Annotated in this window: 12 protein-coding genes; 8 read left to right on the top strand and 4 right to left on the bottom strand. The window is 64.6% G+C overall.

Going from position 1 to position 15875, the window contains the following annotated elements:
* Window positions 1-805: 805 nt before the first annotated feature.
* A complete protein-coding gene (locus A3CE_RS50775) occupies window positions 806-2917 on the bottom strand; it encodes an ATP-binding protein (protein WP_043790788.1) in 2112 nt (703 codons plus the stop codon).
* A 449-nt stretch (window positions 2918-3366) separates the two neighbouring features.
* Between A3CE_RS50775 and A3CE_RS56380 the strand changes: the two genes are divergently transcribed.
* Genes A3CE_RS56380 through A3CE_RS53430 form a run of 3 tightly spaced genes read left to right on the top strand, consistent with a single transcriptional unit; the run spans window position 3367 to window position 5559 of the window.
* Entirely contained in the window at window positions 3367-3834 is a 468-nt protein-coding gene (locus A3CE_RS56380; RefSeq protein WP_125592565.1) for an AbrB/MazE/SpoVT family DNA-binding domain-containing protein, read from the top strand.
* Complete coding sequence (locus A3CE_RS0110500; protein WP_026468351.1) at window positions 3824-4858, top strand: tyrosine-type recombinase/integrase; 1035 nt, start codon at window positions 3824-3826, stop codon at window positions 4856-4858. The genes A3CE_RS56380 and A3CE_RS0110500 overlap by 11 nt, the downstream gene beginning before the upstream one ends.
* A complete protein-coding gene (locus tag A3CE_RS53430; protein ID WP_051183761.1) occupies window positions 4855-5559 on the top strand; it encodes a DUF2637 domain-containing protein in 705 nt (234 codons plus the stop codon). Before A3CE_RS0110500 ends, A3CE_RS53430 begins: the two co-directional genes overlap by 4 nt.
* 308 nt (window positions 5560-5867) lie before the next feature.
* On the opposite strand, the gene A3CE_RS0110490 is transcribed toward A3CE_RS53430, so the two are convergent.
* Window positions 5868-6680: a hypothetical protein gene (locus A3CE_RS0110490; protein ID WP_125592567.1), complete on the bottom strand. Its 813-nt coding sequence runs from the start codon at window positions 6678-6680 to the stop codon at window positions 5868-5870.
* Between the two features lie 178 nt (window positions 6681-6858).
* Between A3CE_RS0110490 and A3CE_RS0110480 the strand changes: the two genes are divergently transcribed.
* Window positions 6859-8276, top strand: a protein-coding gene (locus A3CE_RS0110480; RefSeq protein ID WP_376741733.1) for an IS3 family transposase whose coding sequence is annotated in 2 segments (ribosomal slippage) — window positions 6859-7222 and window positions 7222-8276 — 1419 coding nt in all. Because the reading frame shifts where the segments join, the coding sequence is not laid out codon by codon here.
* Here the strand turns inward: A3CE_RS0110480 and A3CE_RS0110475 are convergent.
* Window positions 8224-8730 (bottom strand): hypothetical protein, encoded by a 507-nt coding sequence (locus tag A3CE_RS0110475; RefSeq protein ID WP_026468350.1) that lies wholly within the window; start codon window positions 8728-8730, stop codon window positions 8224-8226. The two genes, A3CE_RS0110480 and A3CE_RS0110475, sit on opposite strands and share 53 nt — an antisense overlap.
* 426 nt (window positions 8731-9156) lie before the next feature.
* Window positions 9157-9327, bottom strand: coding sequence for a hypothetical protein (locus tag A3CE_RS0110470; protein WP_157376777.1), 171 nt, complete (start codon window positions 9325-9327; stop codon window positions 9157-9159).
* Window positions 9328-9727: 400 nt separating this feature from the next.
* Between A3CE_RS0110470 and A3CE_RS0110465 the strand changes: the two genes are divergently transcribed.
* From A3CE_RS0110465 to A3CE_RS0110450, 4 genes are all read left to right on the top strand, one after another.
* Entirely contained in the window at window positions 9728-13492 is a 3765-nt protein-coding gene (locus A3CE_RS0110465) for a KAP family P-loop NTPase fold protein (RefSeq protein ID WP_020640035.1), read from the top strand.
* A 243-nt stretch (window positions 13493-13735) separates the two neighbouring features.
* Window positions 13736-14563: a hypothetical protein gene (locus A3CE_RS0110460; protein WP_245589788.1), complete on the top strand. Its 828-nt coding sequence runs from the start codon at window positions 13736-13738 to the stop codon at window positions 14561-14563.
* Between the two features lie 171 nt (window positions 14564-14734).
* Window positions 14735-15559 carry a conjugal transfer protein gene (locus A3CE_RS0110455; protein ID WP_020640033.1) on the top strand — a complete coding sequence of 275 codons (825 nt, stop codon included), beginning with the start codon at window positions 14735-14737 and terminating at the stop codon, window positions 15557-15559.
* Between the two features lie 15 nt (window positions 15560-15574).
* A complete protein-coding gene (locus A3CE_RS0110450; RefSeq protein WP_020640032.1) occupies window positions 15575-15814 on the top strand; it encodes a hypothetical protein in 240 nt (79 codons plus the stop codon).
* Window positions 15815-15875: the final 61 nt, after the last annotated feature.

Raw genomic sequence — 15875 nt, 5'->3', positions numbered from 1 at the left:
GCGGCGGCGATTGCCTTACTGGCGCTGGTTGTATCAATTCTTTCGCTAGTCTTTGGGTATAGATGGAACGTCCGAGCAGCCCGTGACTCTAGGCGCCCAATTGTGTCATTCTTCTATGATGAAGAGAAAGGATGAATGGCAACCAATCTTGGAAATGGGCCAGCGTCGCGAGTAGTTGTTGCGCACCGATATCAGCACGAAGATTCGGAGTGGGCCTACCCAACGCGTCTTCCTGATATACCGACTGGCGCAGAGTTGAGCCTTGAATGGCTGGGCCACACAAATGTTTCAGTAATCGGCGCTTCTTGTGAAGACTTCACGATAAGTCGAGGTGATGCGGCAGGAAACTCATTTACTACGATTTGCGCAAACGACGAGAATCGAATTTTAGGCGGTAGGGCGCTTCCGTCGTGGCAGTCTGCTCTGATTTATCCAAAGTGGCGCCAGTCGCAAGAGTCCGAGATCGTTCGAGAGCGCCTGTTAAGAATGTTTAAGAGTACGGTTCTGGTGGATCGCAGCGGGAAAATTCATACGTGGGAGGATCGACATGGAAAGCCTGGCGATCTAACTTGAATTTTTTTGGCCCGCAAGTTTAGGGTGGTTTACCCAAAGCATTATGGAGTTGATCAAAACGTGTGCACATGATCTTTGCGTCATCAAACATTAGTCGATCATCTTCGTCGTGTTTTGTGGTGTTGCCGCATTGGTTGACACCTCTGTTATATCGTGCAGTCTGCAAGGGTGCCGATACTGAGCGGTTGAGTTCGCTAGATCGGTGCACGGTCTCGTGCGCGGCACGCCGCGTCTACGATTGCCCGATCTTACCGAGGGCAGCTTCGGCTGCCTTGATGCGGGCTCGAACCTCGGCGGCGCGATGGGGTCGGTTGTAGCCGTCGAATAAGGTCGCTGCTTCGCGCCAGCATTTGACCGCATCGGCGCAGCGACCAGTTGAGTTTAACGCTATCCCGAGTGTGTCAAGCGGTTCGGCGACTGCGTGGGGAGTGTAGTCGACAGCTCGGCCATCAGCTATTGCCTCCCGACACAACGAAATAGTCTTCTGGTGTTGACCTAGTCCTTGCCAGGCTCGCGCCAGGCAATGCATGGCATAAACTACACCAGTCAGATCGCCGGCACGGCGACGCAAGATGAGGCCGCGTTCGCCGTGTTCAAGTGCCTGCTTGTAGAGGCCGAGACCCGTAAATGCAGAGCTTAGATTACCCTGGATCACCGCTTCGAGTCGGCCGGTGTCAATACCTCGACTCAACGGCAATGCCTCATGAAGATAGGGCAATCCCTCTTCGAAATGCCCCTGTAAGCAACGAAGTAGGCCGATGCCGTTAAGTGCGTTGGCTAGTTGGCGGTTTAGGGGGATTTCCCGAGCCAGAGTCAATGCATGTTCAAGATTTTCTAGTGCTTCATTCCACTTTTCTGCCGTAATTAATACCTCGCCTAACCAGTTGCGAAACCGCGTTTCGGCCACGCGATCACCGGAGCGCTCAGCTGCAACCAGGCCAAGTCGGGCACCTCGAAGCTCATCGACCCATCTGCCGTGCCGGCTGAGGAATCGGCTATTCTGCGCCAGATGTACGGCCTGTTCATGTAGTTCATTGTCGACGGCCTGCTGAAGGGAGGGCAACATGTTTGCGCGTTCAGCTTCAAGCCAGGCCAGCGCTTGTGCTGAGTCTTTGATCTCCGGTGATAGATGACTGGAACATTTGTGCGTCCGTGGGGTCCGAGGGTGGGCAGGATATAGCAGCTCATCGCATCTATACGCGGTGTCGCCGTACCAGTTAAGGAAGCGTTCAACGGCGTAGTCTCGGTCTTCATTGGTGTCGAATCGGAGAGCCTGGTCGCATGCGTAGGTGCGTAACAAGTCATGGAATCGGTATCGGCTTCCGCCTACCGGTTCAATCAGGTGCGCGGTGGATAGGCCCTCCAGTTGTTGGCGAACTTCAGACAGCTTAAGGTCGGTGAGCGCGGCAGCAGCATGGAGGCTGAAGTCAGGGCCAGGATGCAGACCCAACCGCCGGAACAGGCTTGCTTGTACCGGCATCAACTGCTCGTAGGACCAATCAAAGACTGCGCGGACCGCCGCTCGCTCATCTCCGTTGCGGCTGAGTACGTCGAGCCGGTAGCGATCGTCGGTCAGTTCGTTGACCACTTCGGCCACGGTGGTTTGCGGGCCGGCGGCGACCCGTCCGGCGGCGATCCGCAACGCCAGCGGCAGCCGGGCGCACAGCCGGACAAGTTCCGCCAGCGCGTCGGGCTCGGCCTCCGCATGCAACGTGCCGACGATACCCGCTACTAACGCCATTGCCTCGTCGAGGCTGAGAAGATCGAGCGTTAGTCTTGTCGCACCTTCGGTGACGACAAGCCCGGTGAGGCTGTCGCGGCTGGTCACCACGACGACCGAGCCCGCTGAGGCCGGCAGCAATGGCCGGACCTGCTCGGCATTCTTGGCGTTGTCGAGCACAACCAAGACCCGTCGCTCCGCAAGCAACGACCGATACAGCCCGGCCTGCGCCTCAATGCTTGGCGGCATTCGTTCGGCCGGAACCCCCAATGCGCTGAGGAATCCGCCCAAGACCTCACCGGGGGTAGCGAGTTCACCCGGGCCGTAGCCGCGCAGATTGGCGTATAGGGTTCCGTCCGGAAAATGATGTTGCGTCCGGTGTGCCCAGTACACCGCCAAAGTCGTCTTGCCGATCCCAGCGGTTCCGTCTACTGCCGAGATCACTACCGCCCCCGACGGCGCCGCGTCGTCTCCTTCCGAGATCAGCGCGTCCAAGGCTGCAAGGTAGTCGGCCCGGCCGGTGAAATCCCGAACCGTCGAGGGCAACTGCCGCGGTACGCAATCCGAACCGCCCTTGTCCGCTTCTCGCACCATGCACTTCAGTGTGTCGCCCGCCAGCGTCACTCCAGTGGCTTCCTCTGCAGCACCACCCTCACGGAGCACAGGCAGACACTGTGTGTTAACCATGCATTCGCGTCACGACAGAGCCGGTTGCTGCCCATACGAATGGTCTTCGATGTGTGGCCACGGACAGGTCCGAATTCCAGGCGGCAACAGGGCAATGTGGCTCTGACCTGCTGAAACGTGCTCGCGGCGAAAGCGTTGTGGTCAAAGTGCAAGATCGTTTTTTCGGACACTCAATTACCCCATGAGGCGCGTGGTGGCTTCGGGCCCAACTCGTGGGAACCTGCAGGTCAAGCTAGGAGTTGCAGGCGTGTAGATAGTGAGCAAGATCGTCCTCGGACACCAAAAGTGGTGAACTTTCACCGATCCTCTCACAGCACGCCGATCACCGGTTTTGGTGGTCGGCATCTTGCGTTCCAGCCTCGTGTCACCCGATCGAGGTGGTCGGCGTGAGCGCTCTCGTAGCTCCGGTCATCCCTGGGGCGAGCGTCGATGGGCTGCTGGCACCGCTGGCTCCGATCGCGGTCCCGCTGCCGTTGCCGACGCCACCGCCTGGTCGTGTTCGGTGTGGTCTGGCGTACGCGATCGCCCGCATCGACGCCTCCGGCCGGGTGTGCGTGCGGCCTTTGCTGAGGTTGTTGGGCTGGCCGGCGTCGGTGCGGCTGGCTGCGACCGGTGTGGCGACATCGGTGGTGATGAAGCCCGACCCCGGTGGGGTGTTCCGGTTGGGCACGCGCCGGACGGTGGTGCTGCCGGTCGCACTCCGCCGCCTGTGCGGCGTGACTCCCGGCGATGACGTCCTGCTGGTCGCTGACCCGGAGCACGGCGTTCTGGTCGTGCACCCGCTGTCGGCCCTGGACCAGATGATTCTCGGCTACCACGCCTCCCTGACCGGAGGTGGTTCCGATGACCAGTAGCCAGATGGAACTGGACGCGGCCCGGCTGTTGCTCTCGAAGATGGGCATCGCTCCCGCCGACCTGCTCACCGAACCGGTGGAGCGCCCCCAGGTCCCGACGTTCACCGAGTACATCCCGGTGGTCGCTCGTGCGGTGTCGGCGGCGACGGCACGCTCGTACTCGTCGTACTGGCGTCGGCTGGAGGCGGTGTGGGGGAGTCGGCGGCTGGATGAGCCGTCGCCGTCGGAGATCAAGCAGCTGGCCGAGGAGTCGCGGGCGCAGGCGGTGGTGCGGCGGAACTCGCGCGGTGGGCGGAACGCGGCGGAGAACTTCATTGCCGCGGTTCGCTGTCTGTACCGGCATGCGGTCGCCGACCGGATCCTGACCGAGGCGGAGAACCCGGCCCTGAAGGTCGCCAAACCCCGCCGGTTGCCCTCGCCCCGGCGGGCGCTCGCTGACCATGAGCTGATCGAGATCAACGCTGCGGCGGCCGAGACGGGAGACGACCCGTATCTCGACACGCTCCTGCTGCGGCTGCACACCGAGACTGCGTGCCGGCGTGGGGGAGCACTGGGTTTGCGGCGGCGAGACCTGGAGCAGACCCAGTGTCTCGTCTACCTGCGGGAAAAGGACGGCACGAGCCGGTTCCAGCCGGTGTCGCCGACGTTGATGAGACTGCTGGTCTCGCACGCCGACGAGCGCGGGGCAACCCACCCCGACGGGCCCTTGCTGCGGTACCGCACGGGCGAGCCGATCACCAAACGGCGCTACGACTACCTGTGGGAGCGGATCGGCCGGCACGTCCCGTCGGTGCACACGCAGAACATCTCCACCCACTGGCTCCGCCACACCACCCTGACCTGGGTCGAGCGCCGCTTCGGTTACGGCGTTGCGCACGCCTACGCGGGGCATTCGGATGCGGGGGACAGCGCGACGGTGACCTATGTCAAAGCCTCGCTCCACGACGTGGCCACCGCCTTGGCCGCGCTGACCGGCGAACCCCACCCCCTCGCTCACAGGCCTGCCCCCGGAGGTGCGTCATGACCCGACCCCAGCGATGGCAGCTGTCACTGGTTGTCCAATGTGCCTGCACCGCCCTGGTGGCCCTCGGCGCGGCGTATGCGTCCTACCGGCACGGCCGCACGTTCGCTCTTCGCTTCGGCGCCGACTCCACGACGGCGGCGATCTGGCCGCTGATCGTCGACGGGCTACTCACGATCGCGACGGTGGAGCTTTGGACGGCCGGGCGAGACTCGGGCCGTCGTATCGCGTGGACGGCGTTCGGGTTCGGGATCTCGCTCTCGCTGTGCGCGAACATCGGCTCGACCGACAACCAGACCGTTCTCGGCGTCATCGTCGCCGCCAGCCCACCCCTGGCGCTTCTCCTGGCCGTGGAACTACTCAACCGCGCCCTTCGCCATCGCCGGGAGGCCCACAACGAGACCGAGCAGCAGCCTGCCGCCGAGACGCCGCCGAGACTGCGACTCGCAGACGTCTCGGACGGTTCGGCCCCGACCGCGGAGCAACGCATGTGGGAGTACTACGTCGGCGAGCGGGCCCGCGGCCGTACGCCGACGGGCGCGGAGCTGGATCGAGTGGTCGGAACGCACAACTACGGCCGTCGGATTCTCCGGAAGTGGAGGACCGATCAAGATCAGCAGATCAACGGCTCCGGACGTTCTGAGACGGTAGGCGCAGTAGCGACGTCCGCGAGGGCGGTCATTTACTCGGGCCCACCTTCGTGATGTTGATGTGCCGGTGGGGCGACTCCGTTTCCGTGAAGAACGGCTTCGCGACCTTGTCGTCGGGGATCGCCTTTTATCGATTGCGGCGCGTCGTCCGAGACGCTCACTCCGCTTCCGGTGTCCCGGAACGAACCGCTCGCGAGGTTCTGCGTCGGTGCGGAGGTGTCGGTCAGCAGCCAGGCGGTCAGTCCGCCGCTACCGGCACTACCACTACCGCGGCAGCACACGTCCTCCCCCGTCTTTCCGGCATCCGAGGAATCGACGGGTGTGCGTTGCTCCCACCAGAGTCTCTCTGCCGGCGGCCGGTGTTACGGACGCCCGTATCCCGGCAGGTCGGCGACCAGCTGCGCGACGAGTTCCGTGGTGACTTCGGCAACATGCGCCCGGAGATAGCCGAGCGGGATGCTGTCCGTACCAGTGGTCTTCGCCTTCCCGCCGTGCATCCACGGGAACGTCGCACTAGATGATCCGTCTTGCAGGGTGCCGGGATCGCCGGGCGAAACCGAATCCAGCGGGCCGAGCCTGAGCAAGGGGACGACATCATCCGCGAGAACCTTTAGGCCGCTCGCGGTGGAGATCAGTTCCTCGGCGATGCGCTGCAAGGAGGCGTCGTCGACCTTCGCGCTGATCGCGTCGCGACGCAACCGCATGGCGATGACGACGGTCCGATTACGATGGACATCGATGTACAGCGGGAAGTCCGGCGACACGCCGAGCCCCGCGCTGCGAAGCAGAGGCTCAGATCGAACGGATGCGACATCGCCTTCGACCGCTTTGCTGACTTGCCACTCGTCTTGGGACCGGCTGCCCAACGGCCTAAGGGATGGGAGAGCCGCGCTGAGGATGCGCTCGAGATCGCTCACGAGTTCACGGAGGCCGGCCATCGGCAGGTTCGGGACCGGAACAGGCGGGTGGAGCTGCAGTTCGAGGACCGGTCCGCCGAGGCGGTCGGGGACCGTGTCGAGCGCCGTGTCGACCGGCTGGACCGGGACCCTCAGCCCGCGCCACCCGACATCCGGTTCGACTTCGAACTGTGGTTCCGCGGGCAGCTCCGGTGGCAGGTCCGGGACCGGGCCCAACGGCGGCATGACGTATCGCGGGCTTCCGTAGAGCGTGCGCAAGAGGTCTTCCATGCCGTCCCGCGTGAAGTCAGTGATGTAGTAGCGCGTGACCCCTGCGTGTCAGGGTGAGTTGAGTCCACTGGTTCACAGCAACCCGGCCTGATGCAGGGCGAGATACGGATCGACTGACATGACCCGCAAGACCATGTCCCCGGTAGTCGAGGGCGACAATGAGCGGATGGATTCCCAGCACCCGCGCAGCGACGGGCCACGGCGACGCACGTTCACCGCGTCGGAGAAGCTCGCCCATCTGGACGCCTACGAGGCGGCGTGTGAGCAGGGCGACGGCGGCGGATACCTGCGGCGGGAAGGCCTGTACTCGTCGTTGATCAGCGAGTGGCGCAAGCAGCGCGATGCCGGCGTGCTGGCGGGCAAAAAGCCCGGCGAGAAGGTCGGCAGACTGTCCGCGGAGCAGGCTGAGATCGCGCGGCTCACGCGGGAGAACGCCCGTTTGAGCAAACGGCTGAACACCACCGAGACGGCCCTGGACATCATGGGAAAAGCGCACGCTCTCTTGGAAGGTCTCTCCGAGAGAGCGGATTCCGACGAGAAGCGCAAGAAGCGCTGACCCACGCCTACGCGTCCATGACCGCCGATGGTGTGCCCACGAGGCAAGCCGCCTGGCTGACCGGGCTGGCGCGCTCAACGGCGATCCGGCACGGCAAGACCGCCGCCGCGGCCACGCCGGCGGTCATGGCGCATCCGGCGCCGGAACCGGTCAACAAACTGACCGTTTCCGAACGCCTGCGGATACTCCAGGTGCTCACCAGCGAACGATTTGTGGACCTGGCGCCGTTGCAGATCTATGCCCAGCTGCTCGACGAGGGCGTCTACGTGTGCTCGGTGTCCACGATGTACCGGGTGCTGGCGGAGAACAAGCAGGTCAAGGAACGCCGCCGGCTGGCGCGTCACCCAGCGAAGGCCTGTCCGGAACTGGTCGCGACCGCACCGCGTCAGGTGTATTCGTGGGACATCACCAAGCTGGCGGGCCCGGTGAAAGGCACCTACTTCGACGCGTACGTGATGATCGATATCTACTCCCGGTTCATCGTCGGCGTCCATGTCCACGCCCACGAATCCGGTGTCCTGGCGAAAGAACTGATGGAACAGATCTTCACCGTCCACGGCGTCCCGCAGGTCGTGCACGCCGACCGGGGCACGTCGATGACCAGCAAAACNGTCGCCGTCTTGCTCGCCGACCTCGAGGTCACACGGTCACACTCGCGGCCTCGGGTGTCCAACGACAACCCGTACTCGGAATCACTGTTCAAGACCTTGAAATACGGTCCGGAATTCCCCGAACGCTTCGGGTCACTGTCGGAGGCAAGGAAATTCATGGACGAGTTCGCCCAGTGGTACAACCACGAACATCGACACACCGGCATCGGCCTGCACACCCCCGCCGACGTCCACTTCGGCCTGGCAACCGCCAAAGCCGCCGACCGGCGCGCCGTGCTCACCGAAGCCCGGGCCAGGCACCCGCACCGGTTCGGTGGCATCACCACGGCGCCGAAGGTGCTCGATCTCCCCGACACCGTCTGGATCAACCGACCCACCGACGACACCAGCCAGGAGACCAAAACCGAAGCCGCCTAACACCCACTGGTCTCACCCACCTTGACAAATTCCGGACGCGCCGCAGGTCGGCGGGGATGTCCTGGTCGTCGGCGCCGGGCAGCACCACCATCTTCACCGTTTTTTGAAAACGCTGCTGATCCGCGTCGAACCGGCCGTGCAGGGCGTCGGCTTCCCGCGCGGCGCCGGCGCCCTCGGTGGGCGCGTTGCTACCTTCCCAGCGTTCCCGCCAGGCGCGTGAGATCGCGATGATGGTCGTGTCCGCGTGCTCGATCGCCAGGGTTCCGTAGCGGGTCCAATCGACCGCGTCGTCGTGCTGGTGGAAGAGATCGATGTCGGCGTCGACGCCTGCTTCCCGGAGAGCCCTGGCGAACCTGTGGACCGTGTGCTGCCACCCGTCAGTCTGTTCGGCCGTCCAATCGCTCGCCCGGTGCGCCCAGGTGACGAACGCGGTGGGTCGTTCCGTTCCAGCCATCGGGTCAGCCTACGTCCGCTGGGCCCGCCGACGCTCGAGGCACGACTGAGTCGCCCGTCCGGGGGAGTCCACTTCGGAGCTCTCCGGTGAGCGCACGACGATCATTCAAAATTTGACGCTACATCTGAACCCCTCGTACCTGCGCTCGGCCGCAGACGGCGACGTGACCCAGAACACCTAGCCAACGCGCGCTGGCTGGCGAGCGCGGTGGAAGACATGCCTGGCTGGGGGTGCTGGCCCGGTGAACTTGCAGACGGTCGTCCTCCGCGACGAGCCGCCGGGAACCGTGCCGGCCGCCGGCGAGATCCAGGACTGCGCCGCCCTGGACACGCACACGCTGGCATGGGTCGAGAGGGCAGCAACCCGAGATCGCGTTCCTGACCCCGTCCCCGCTCGATGGGCACCGGTCGGTACGGGTGAGCTGGGCTACCGGCCCGAATCCGGGGTGTGACCGGCGAAAGTGGCGAGGGTGGCCCGATCGCCGTCGATCGCCGCGTGGGCGAGCAGGATCGACCTGGCCGACCAGATGGTGAGTTGCGCCGGCTTCGGTGACTCCGCCGCGGACGTCGTGGTCGGGTACTGTGCGACAAGGTCCACGAGTGCCTGCACCTGCCCGCGGATCAACAGCGTGGCCCTGCCACGCGACAAGCTGCTGGCAGGCTCACAGGCCTGGTAAGACGAGAACGTTGGCCATCCCCAGCCTCGTCTTGAGATTAAGAACGTGATCCCGCCCGCGGTTGCCGGATGCTGCAGTGTGTGACCGCGCCCCGATCCGCACACCTGGTTATGTCCTCAACCTTGGCCAGCTCGGCCGTCGTCAGCGCGCCGCTACACAGGATGGGGTGTCTGCCGAGACGCAAGAGTTAATTTGCAACCACTGTCGTTGTTGTGCGGATAACTATTCATGTCACTTATGGATATCACTACTGCCGTAGGCCTCGTGTCGGGCCTGGAAGTGTCGGGCGAACTGTCTATAGTGCACTGAGGGAGGTGTGGTATGGACGGCCGGATAGCAGGGGCGGGTGGTTCCGACGCAGGGTTCACGGTGAGGTCCGGGTTACTCGGGCACGAGGATTTGATTGAGGATCGAGAACTCACGGACGCACACGAGGACCGGTTCGAGCACCAGTGCATAGCTGACCAGCTCGTCGAGCTTGCGACGAGAGTGGAAGCTCCGACGAACATCGCTCTGTACGGGCCGTGGGGTTCGGGGAAGTCCGGTATCGCGAACCTTGTGAAAGGAAGGCTCCAAGGGGCCAAAGGGGTGCGGTTCGTTCGATTCGACGCGTTCAAGTACGCGGAGAATCCCCTGCGCCGGACGTTCGTGACAGCTGCCGCGAACGAGCTCGGCGTAACTGATGCGAAGTACCACGAAGACCTGTACTCGGGACGCACCCGCACGGACATCCGCGTGCCTGCGGCGAGTGTCTGGACGCTGATCTGGGTCTTCGCCTTGCTACTCACCGCCCTGGTGTCCCTTCTTGTGGGCGCCATTGCCATCGTTGCCCTGCTCCAAGCCGGCACCTTCGACGAGAACTTCACCAGGATGGCGGGAACCGCTGTCACAGCCGGACTCGTTCCGGCGACGCTCTTGTCGGGGCTGGTCGCCCTGGTCGGCAAGAACCTCGCAGCCGAACGCAGTCTATCGAAGCCGGACAGTGACGAACAGTTCGAAGCACTCCTCGCGGATCTGGTGAAGGACTCCAAAGCGGACCGTGTGGTGATCTTCGTCGACGAGCTCGACCGGTGCAGCTCGGAAGACGTGGTCGCCACGTTGGATGCGGTGCGAACCTTCCTCGGAACCGACCGATGTGTCTTCATAGTGGCTGCTGACCAACAGGTACTCGAAGAGGCTTTATCTCGAAAATCGCAGCAACCCACCCCGGTGACGGCGCATAATCCTTACTACAGCACGGGAAGTGCCTACCTCGATAAGGTCTTCCAATACCAGATCAGCCTTCCCGCCCTGCTTGCTCCCAACATCGGCGAGTTCGCTCTGAACCTGGTGAAGGATCGTCAGTCCGGCGTCTGGAGCGAGCTGACCAATCTTCCGCTGGTCATCTCGGTCCTGATTCCCGGACACGTGACCAGCCCACGCCGGGTGAAGCACCTGCTCAACACGTTCGCCTTGACCTACCGGCTCGCCGAGGAACGATTCCGGACCAAGCATCTTCACGAGAACCCCGCGCGGTCGGCGACGGCCCTGGCGAAACTGGTGTGCCTTCGCGTGGAGTTCCCTCTGTTCGGCCGGGACCTGGTCATCGATCCAGAGCTTCCCTCGCACGTGCTGAACTTGCAGAATTCCGAATCCCTGCCCGACGACATCGACCCCGATGCGAAAGAGCTTGCGCAGAGGTACAACAACCCGGATGCCAAGCTCGCACCCCTCATGGTCGGGGAGGGCAACGAAAACGGCGAGGGCGTCAACGGGGCCGGGAACACGCGGGTCGCTGACACCCGTCACACCCATCATCGCCAACTTCTCAACTACCTGCAGCGGACCCGCACCGTCGACGGCCCATCGCGCGATCTTGTTTTCCTGCGGAGTGAAGAGAGCCTGTTCGGTCTCGACACCGCGTCCGCGAAGCGGCTCCTGGCGTCCGCCGAAGACGGCGACATCGGGGCCGTTGTGGACGCGGTCGGTGCCGAGGGCGGGTCTCTGGATCGACGTGACTCAGCGTTGCGATATCTCACCACACGAATGCGTCATTCGTTCGGTGTCGCGGAGCAGAACATCGCCGTTGCCCTGATCGAGCTGGTAAAACAGCGACCGGACCTGCCGTACGGCATCGTGGCCGACGAGGTCCTCGCCTCGATCTCCAACCTCGAGCAGTCCGGGATCAACATCCTGACGGCGAGCAACGCTGAGGGTGCCTGGCAGCTGACGCTGTGCGCGACAAGCGATGCCGACGGGCTCCGTCGGCGGATCATCCAGATCGTCCGAGACGACGAGGAGGCCGACGTCCAGTTCATCCTCCGGGAGCCGGCGGCCGCGGCCGCCGACGCCCGGGGTGTCAACGCGTTGCTGGCCCGAGGTCTGTGCAGTTCGCACCGCGAAGCGACGCTCGCGACACTTCGCGCCGTGGACGCCCCTGTCAGACTCGAGTTGCTGCGGCTGGCTCAGACGCTGCCGAAACTGCTGGCTGAGGCGCTGAACACCCCGCCCGTCACGGCACCGGCGCAGCCCACAACAGCTGACGCGACGACCGCGGCTGTCACCACGGCCGCACCAGCCCAGCCGGTCGAATCCCCGAAGGTTACTGCCGCCAAGAAGGCAATTGAAAGCCTCGCGGCTCTGGCTCACGACCTGCGCAATGACGACGCCGACTCGGTTCACGCGATCGTGGGACTGGTGCTTGCCATCGATCACGAGTACGGACGCACGGAGATCAACAAAATCATCTCTAACTTGCCGCTCACATCGGACGGTGATTTGGCCGCCCAGATCCTCCGCTCGGCAGAGTTCCGTGTTGTGGCTTCGTGGCCCCGGTGGCTGGGGGCGATTACCCCGGGCAGTCGCGTCCCCGACGCAGATCAGCGCTGGGCAAAACTTGTAATCAAGCTGTGGAGCAGCACCGCAGGCAAACAGCCACCGGAAGTCGTCGACGTCGGGCGCGCAGCATCGGCACTGCTCACGCAGATCGAACCGCTGCCCCATGTTCGGCCCGACATCACCGACAGGGTGATGAAGACCGTCGCGGAAGTGGTCGAGACCGACTCTGACGCCGCATCGAGGCTCCCGGCCGTGGCCGCCGCGCGTGTGCTGGCCACCCACGGGTTCGTAGACCCCAGTTTGTTGACGACAACCTTGATCGACTCGTTGACAAAGACCCTCCGCGCCGACATCGCGATGGACAACCGCGGAGAAGCTCTGCGGTCATACCTCTTCGACACCGTTCCCGAAGTTTTCAAAAACGAGGTTGAGAGGGACGGTGCCACCACCCTGGCGATGGACTTGATGACCGCCCTGACCGAAGAACACTGGATGGCGCAATTCGGCCGCGTGCAGCTTCTGCTCCAGTCACTGAACCACGCTGGACATCATCTGCCCGCGTTCTCTGATCTGCTGCCCAAGGCCGCCACGATGACGACACTCGCCGACGAACTCGTCGGCGAGTGCGCGGAGCCGCTGGCGTCCTGGCTCCGGCTCGCGGTGGTCACACCTGCCGACGCCCAAGCGTTGCTCTCGGCTGCAGTCGGCACATCCCTCTTGACGACGGACGTCGTGGCAGGTTTCCAGCACGTCACGGCTGGTTGGAGCGACGAGGAGCACCTGGAGTTCATCCGAGCATTCGTGGGCAAGCCAGAGTCGTCGACGCCGGACGCAAAGGTGATCGCCGCGATCAACCTCGCTGGAGCGAACGAAGCCGGCGTCGTAGAAACACTGGTCGAGCGGTACAACGCGAGCAAGAACAACTCCATGCGCGTCGCGGTGCTGAATCTGTGGGTGGCCGCGTCGATCCAAAAGGAACCCGAACGAGTCGAGCTTTTTAAGCAGGTAGCGATCGCCATGCTGGAGCTGACGTCCTCCGGTGGCCCCAATGCCGAAGCGATAAAATCCGTGTTCCGCGTCATGCCCCAGATCGGACGTCCGCCAAAGTCTGTTCGAAGTGCCTTCGACGCCGCCACCCAACGGGCGGTCGACGGTAAGAAGGAGCTGGAGAACGCCGCTCTGCACGGTCTCGCACCGCTGGGCTACGCAACGAAATCGGCCAGCCTTTTAGGTTCTCGCCGCGTGATCGACTTCGGCAAGCGACGTTGACGTAGCCGAACCGTCGACGACGAACCCGGCCGGCCGTCGATGGTGTGGACATCGCCGGTCCCACCCCGTGCTGACCGTCGCCCTGTGGTTAACCGTCTGGGTGAATTGAGGCTTGCTCTCAAGCGGAGCAAGGTAAGGGCCCAGGAACGGCGCGAACGCCTGGTCGAACGCTGCTCGGAACCAAACATCCGAGCGAAGGAGCCGGCCATGGCTAGCCGATCCACTGTGAACAGCCCGTTGACGATGCTGCAGGTCCAGTTTCGGCAGCCCCGCGTCGTGGCGCGGTTCGACCGGGTTCTGCGTGAGTGGGCCGCCGAGGAACCCGTGTTGTCGGCGATCGCTTCTTACGCGGGGTTGGTCGATGTCTTGGCCACCCGCGACTACGCACGCCACGATGAGCTGTTGCATGCTTTCTTGGTGCGGGCGGCGTCGCCAGGCGGCGGCGGAGTCACCGCTACCGAGATCGTCGTGAACGCGATGTTGCCCGCTGTCCCCGGCATCGTCGGCCGTGTTGTCCATGCGGCACGAGCGGCGGGTGGCGCGGTCGGTGTCCGGCGCGGGGTGACCGGCGGTGGCGTCTCGGCCTCAGAAGAAAGCCGCGACATTCAGGCGGCCGTGCTCGGTCACCTGTGGGAGCAGACCCGCTGCTATCCGCTGCGGCGCAGGCAGCGCGTCGCCGCGAACCTCATGCGGGAGACCCAGCGCGCCGCCCAGCGGGATTTCGGCGTCGACCACGGCCAGGCCGCCGCGGACATCGTCAGCATCGACGATGACGAGATGCACCGGCCGTTGGCGGCCGTGCTGGGGGAGATGGACGCCTCGGAGGAGCTGCTCGAGCTGCTGTCGTGGGCGGTGAAGGAGAGCCGGCTCGATGAGCACTCCGCCGCCATCCTCACCACCCGCTACTTCGGTGACCCGGTAGGCCGCGACGGCGTGGCCACCGACCGCCAGATCGGCACGCTGATCGGGCTGAGCCAGCCGACGATCACCCGTCACCGACGCCGCGCGTTCGACCAGCTGGCCGAAGCAGCGGCGGAGTATCCGGGCCGAGACCTTCCCCGGGCCGGCTGAATCACACCAGGGTCCAGGCACGCGTGCCTTCGAACAACAACCGGAACTGGCGGAGGAGGTCGTGTCGTGCTTGGTCGTCGCGGCCGAACCAGCAGAGGTTGGCTGGCCGAGCTGTTGCCGGACGCTGAGGCGGAGTCCGCGATTCGAGGTGCGAGTCGCCGGGTCGGCCGGGTGGTGGCGTGGCTGGCCGTGCTGGCCGGCCCGCTGCTGACCATCGCCGGACTGGTTGTTCTCCAGCCAGCGGGTGCGCCGTCGATGCGGGACGGCGGCGCACCCGCGCCCTCGGCCGTGCCGGAGGGGTGGGCGGAGATGTACGTACGCGCTTGGCTTTCTGCGACCCGAGACGATCCGGCCGGACTGGAGACCTTCTACCCGCCGGGGATGAAGTCGCAGCGAGCGGCCGGCACCCAGGTCCCGGTCGACACCGCGGTCGTCTCGGCAACTTCGCCGGCGCCTGGGACGTGGTCGGTCGTCGTGGTCGCAGACGTGCTGGTGCTGCAGCCGGACGGTAAGCGGACGGCGTCGCTGCTGTGCGCCCAGGTCGCGATGGCCGGGACCGGCGACACCTACGTCGCCGCCTCGCTGCCCTCACCGGTTGCTTGCCCCGGAACCCTCGGCGCCGCCGCGCTCGCCTACGACCAGGTTGCGGACCCTGCTGGTCCGATCGGGCAGTCGGTCACGGGGTTTCTGGCCGCCTACCTGGCGGGGCAAGGCCAGCTCGACCGATTCGTCAGCCCGGGAGCAAGCCTCGGCCTGCCGAAGCCTGCACCGTTCGCCGCGGTGCAGCTGGCCGAGGTGCGGACGCACGAAAAGTTCGAGCCGGGGCAAGCCGCCCGGCCGCCCGACGGGACCGCTGTCCACAGCCTTGTGCGTGCCTCGGCATGGGACGCCACCGGGCAGAGCACCCCAGTCGACTACGCGCTGACCCTCGTCGCGCGGGCCGGCCGGTGGGAGATCAACCGCATCGACTCGGTGCCGCTACTGGCGGGCCGGTAAGCGAGGAGAAACCCGATGATCGTGCTGGCCGCGGACGTGAAGTCCTGGATCGACACCAACCTGGCCTGGGGTGATCAGTCCGTTCGGCGGCTGATTTTGCTGGCTGCCGTCGTCGGCGGGATCGGGCTGCTGGTCGGCACGCGCGGGAACTTCACACGGGCGATCAAGTACGGCGTGATCGCGGCGATCTTCCTCGGTATCCTGCTCAACCTCGACGGGGTGGCCGGCATGTTCGGCGCCTGGTTCACGCATTGACCGCGCCGAAGAGCCGCGGCGATGTCCTGGTCGGCCGCTCCTACACCCGGTCGCGTCGGTT

The sequence above is a fragment of the Amycolatopsis balhimycina FH 1894 genome (assembly GCF_000384295.1).
GTDB classification, from domain to species: Bacteria; Actinomycetota; Actinomycetes; order Mycobacteriales; family Pseudonocardiaceae; genus Amycolatopsis; species Amycolatopsis balhimycina.
The sequence above is the reverse complement of the archived record's forward strand: the minus strand, read 5'-3'. Positions and strand labels throughout refer to the sequence as shown.

Excerpts from the sequence above, each read along its gene's own strand:
- A3CE_RS0110465 (WP_020640035.1), top strand. The coding sequence starts at position 9,728 with ATGGACGGCCGGATAGCAGGGGCGGGTGGTTCCGACGCAGGGTTCACG.
- A3CE_RS53430 (WP_051183761.1), top strand. The coding sequence starts at position 4,855 with ATGACCCGACCCCAGCGATGGCAGCTGTCACTGGTTGTCCAATGTGCC.
- A3CE_RS0110475 (WP_026468350.1), bottom strand. The coding sequence starts at position 8,730 with ATGGCTGGAACGGAACGACCCACCGCGTTCGTCACCTGGGCGCACCGG.
- A3CE_RS0110450 (WP_020640032.1), top strand. The coding sequence starts at position 15,575 with ATGATCGTGCTGGCCGCGGACGTGAAGTCCTGGATCGACACCAACCTG.
- A3CE_RS0110500 (WP_026468351.1), top strand. The coding sequence starts at position 3,824 with ATGACCAGTAGCCAGATGGAACTGGACGCGGCCCGGCTGTTGCTCTCG.
- A3CE_RS0110460 (WP_245589788.1), top strand. The coding sequence starts at position 13,736 with ATGCTGCAGGTCCAGTTTCGGCAGCCCCGCGTCGTGGCGCGGTTCGAC.